Raw genomic sequence first — 4,515 nt, 5'->3', positions numbered from 1 at the left:
CCTTTAACACACCAATATGGGCTAACGCCCTTACTGCGCCGCCGCACAAAGCTAAGCCCACTTTTTTCAACAAGCTCACTTCCTCTAAAAGTGGTATTGCTATTTTGCATTTTCAAAAATGATAGCTTTTTTATTGCTTTACTATGCCTGTTGGAGTAGAGTTTTATACTGAGAAAATCATGGATTTACAGTGACAAGTATACACAGCTACAAAAGGTAATATTATTCAAATTCGTCTTTAGAACGGTGTCCAACAGGGGGTTAATAAGTCAGGAGGGTATTTATGTTTGCAAAGAGAGTGCGCCACATTAATCGCTACCGTGAAATTGCTGCCGCGCTGCTAAGTCAAGGCTTTGACTATATTGTGGAAGAGATGGGTTTATCCCAGAAGGTTCCCTATTACCAACGCGTACGGCCGGTATTTACCGAAAACAATACCGGGGGCGTAGGTGAGCGAATTAGGTTGGTTTTTCAACAATTAGGGCCAACCTATGTCAAACTAGGTCAGATTGCCAGTACGCGGCCGGACCTTCTTCCCCCGGAGATTATTGGCGAATTAGAAAAGCTGCAGGATAAGGTACCCGGCTTTCCCTTTGAAGAAGTACGTTCTGTGCTTCAAGCAGAGTTAGGGGGAACACTGGAAGAAATCTTTCAGCATTTTGAGCCAGAGCCGCTGGCGGCAGCTTCTATCGGACAAGTTCACCAGGCAGTTTTAAAAACAGGCGAGACAGTTGCGGTAAAAATTCAGCGACCAAACATCGCCGCCGATATCGAAACCGATTTGGAAATTCTTTATGAACTGGCTAGCCTGGCGGAACGTCGCTTTCATTGGGCGGAAACCTATCAACTTGTGGATATGATCGATGAGTTCGCGAAAGCTCTTCGCAACGAACTTGATTATACGAGTGAAGCCCGCAATGCCGAAAAAATTTCAAAGCAATTTATCAACAATCCCATGATTTACGTTCCCAAGGTCTATTGGGATTATTCGACAAGGAAAGTGTTAACGGCAGAATATATCGAGGGAATCAAAATAAGCAAAAGCGAAAAATTAGAGCAGCAAGGCTATAATCTTTCGCTTTTAGCAGAGCGCTTTGCCAAAGGGATCTTTCACCAAATCTTTATGGAGGGTTTCTTCCATGGTGACCCGCATCCGGGGAATGTCGTCGTTTTGCCGGGAGAAATCATTGCCTTTCTGGATTTTGGGATGGTTGGCCGTCTCAGTGCTGAAATGAAGTATAACCTGTCTTCTGTAGTTATCGGCTTAATGCGTCAAAACTCGGATGACTTAACCAAAGCCATTTTCCGTATCGGGGTTGTCCCCGATACGGTCAACAGGCTGCAGCTCAGAGAAGATATTGATCTATTACAGGAAAAATACTATGGTGTTCCGTTAAGCAAGGTCAGTCTTGGTGAAGCAATCAGCAGTATATTTGCCGTCTCCCTGAAGCACAAAATAAAAATTCCTGCCGATCTGGTATTAGTAGGGAAGGCGTTACTTACCATGGAAGGGGTCGTGGAAAAACTGGACCCTGGTTTAAGTATTCTTGATATTGCTGAGCCGTTCGGCCAGAAATTGTTGCTGGAACGCCTGCATCCCAAAAATCTTACGAAAGCATTATTACAAAATATCAACGACTTTGGTGAGCTGTTCATCAGTTTTCCGCAGTATTTTCATGAATTACGCTCGATTGTCAGACGCGGGCGATTGCATTTAGAGATTGCCATTCCAGAGATAGAACATATCCTGAAGACGCAGGACCGGATTAGTAACCGCTTGTCCTTCAGCATAATTCTGCTGGCGTTTAGTCTCATTATGTCCAGTATTATCGTCAGTTTAAGTATTGCCGGGCAATATTCCCTGTTGTGGAAGCTTCCCATTGTCGAAATTGGCTTCGCGATTGCCATGGTCATGTTTATTTGGCTGCTTTATGCGATTATCCGTTCCGGTAAGCTCTAAGCCCGCTATCGGAGAGCCTCCCACTCCGGTTCTTTAAACCCTACTAAGATTTTATCGCCGGTAATCAACAGCGGCCGTTTAACAAGCATCCCGTCGGTTGCAAGCAAAGCAAGCTGCTCCGCATCAGACATTTTTGCCAGTTTATCCTTCAGCGACAATGACTTGTACAAAAGTCCGCTAGTATTAAATAGTTTGCGGAGTGGAAGATTGCTTTTCCGCCACCAATTGTCCAGCTCGGTACCTGTTGGGTTGTGCTCTTTAATATCCCGCTGTTCATATTCGATACCATTGTCATCAAGCCATTTCTTTGCTTTTTGACAAGTCGTGCATTTCGGGTAGCAAATAAAAAGATGTTTTTTATCCATGCTAATGACGCTCCTATACTGTGTATTCTTTTAATTATCTAACCAGCATATTTCTCACTTAAATAAAAAACTCCTGCCAATCCACTGGATCTGACAGGAGTTTTTACAGGAAACAAGCTATATATTATCCGGTTATAACCGGAATTTTGCTATGCCAGCCTGTAATTCTGTAGCCAGTACGGCCAGACTTTGGCTGGATGAAGCAATCTGTTGCATCGATGCCGACTGCTCTTCAGTCGCTGCCGAAACAGTCTGCGACTGGGATGCAGCATTTGCACTGGATGCATCAATTTCATGAATTGATTGAACTAAGGTTGCATTGCTTGTATCGATCTGGTGTATCGCTGCCGCAATATCCTGAACCTGCCTGGCTATGGCCAGAATGGAGTCAGCTATATTGTTAAAACTCTCTCCGGTACTGTGAACAAGAGAAATACCTGTTTGTATGCCGGCAGTTCCATTTTTCGTAATCATGACAACCTCGTTGAGATTCGACTCATTTTTTTCAATCAATGCACTGATCTTACTGGCAGCGTGATTGGATTGTTCGGCTAACTTACGGACTTCTTCTGCTACTACCGCAAATCCGCGTCCTTGTTCCCCCGCCCTCGCTGCTTCAATTGCTGCATTTAGAGCCAGTAGATTGGTCTGCCCGGCAATAGAGGCTATGAGGGTAACGATTTCTCTGATTTCCTGGGAGCTTTTGCTTAATTCCTCAATTGTCGCCTGGGTAGTATCTGTGTTCTCACCGATCTCGCTCATCTGCTCTGCGGTTTGATCAACAGACTTACGGCCTTGTTTTGCTGCCTCTGCTGTATCTTCTGCAATTTGAGATAATTCTTTTGTTGCTTGTGAGATTTGATTTACTTGTTCAGCCATCGCTTGTGACCTTGCAGTGATCTGACCAACTGCTGCTACCTGGCTGTCTGCCCCCTGGGCAATCTCCGTGATCGAACCGGCAACCTGATTAGCCGCATCTGCAGATTGATGGGCACTTGCCGTTAACTGTTCACTGGAAGCCGCTAATAATTCAGACTGAGAAAGTACATTGGTTACCAGGGCTCTCAGGCTGTTGCGCATTTCCTGAAAACCTTGCGCCAACTGCCCTACTTCATCGTGAGAAAAAACCCGTTCCGGCTGGTCACGAAGGTCCCCCTGCGCTAACAGCAGGCATTCGTCCCTGATTAAGCTAATCGGCCTGGAAAGAATTCTACTGATAAAGATGATAAACACGGTAGCCAGAATAAGACACAAGAGGGATCCGGTCAGCATTGCATAGGTTAATGAGGTTATCGCCTGCGTGGCCTCAGCCTCCGGTGCGGTTACAATCAGAATCCATTGCTGATTTCCCGGCAGTACGATTGGCGTAAATACACCAATTTTAGTTATGCCATCAACAAATTTGTAAGTCCCCCTCACTGGCTTGCCGGTTTCAGCAGCTGTTTTAAACAGGCTGATAAAATGATCATCCAGCTCAGATTCTTTCATATTAAGCGCAGGATTCACCTTTTTTTCGGTAAAATTTAATTTACCAACAAGCTCCGGCAGTTTGGGATGAATAATCAGCTTGCCGGTATTGTCGGCAATAGCTCCATACCCGGTAGCCAGGAACTGCATGTCTTTAATCAGGGCAGTCAATTTCTCCAGGGAAACGGTACCAGTTAACACGCCAGTCAACTGATCGTTATAAAGAAGTGGTACCGCCACATTTACGGCAATTTTCCCGGTAGTTTTTGAAACCAGAACCTCAGAAACCAGCGACTTCTTGGTGGCGACAACCTGTTTAAAATATTCTCGTTCGCCGAGCTGGGTCGTCGTTCCATCAGGGCGAAGGGCCGAGCCATCGGTAGCGATATAGGTTACATTCTCCAGGTGACCCAAACGCTTTGCACAATCCTGCAAAGCCGCCAGCAGTTGCTGCTTATCAGCCGGATTGTATAATGCTTTCGTCGTAGAAAAGGCCTCCAGTTGTAGCATTGCTCCCTGTACGTAGGCCTCAATCCGATTAGAATAATCATTCCCAATCGCAATTGCATTCTCATCAACACTTGCCAGCAAAGCTTGTTCTGCGCAATAATAATTAACCCCCAGCAGTAACCCAAAAATCAGAATAAAAAAGGGAAGCAAGATTAGCAGAAGCCTTTTTTTCATACTCGTAATTTTCATAAATAATCTTTCCTTTCGCAAAAT

General features: G+C 45.0%; 3 protein-coding genes. 1 reads left to right on the top strand and 2 read right to left on the bottom strand.

Features of this window, described 5'->3' with window-relative positions; translation table 11 throughout:
* Positions 1–283: 283 nt before the first annotated feature.
* Complete coding sequence (locus VN379_RS10930) at positions 284–1,960, top strand: ABC1 kinase family protein (RefSeq protein ID WP_325533707.1); 1,677 nt, start codon at positions 284–286, stop codon at positions 1,958–1,960.
* Positions 1,961–1,965: 5 nt separating this feature from the next.
* On the opposite strand, the gene VN379_RS10925 is transcribed toward VN379_RS10930, so the two are convergent.
* Complete coding sequence (locus VN379_RS10925; RefSeq protein ID WP_325533706.1) at positions 1,966–2,325, bottom strand: arsenate reductase family protein; 360 nt, start codon at positions 2,323–2,325, stop codon at positions 1,966–1,968.
* A 132-nt stretch (positions 2,326–2,457) separates the two neighbouring features.
* A complete protein-coding gene (locus VN379_RS10920) occupies positions 2,458–4,383 on the bottom strand; it encodes a methyl-accepting chemotaxis protein (protein WP_325533705.1) in 1,926 nt (641 codons plus the stop codon).
* Between the last annotated feature and the right edge of the window lie 132 nt (positions 4,384–4,515).

It is taken from the genome of Sporomusa sp., assembly GCF_035561255.1.
Taxonomy (GTDB): domain Bacteria; phylum Bacillota; class Negativicutes; order Sporomusales; family Sporomusaceae; genus Sporomusa.
Note: the sequence above shows the minus strand (reverse complement) of the source record. Positions and strands in the feature narration are given on the sequence as shown.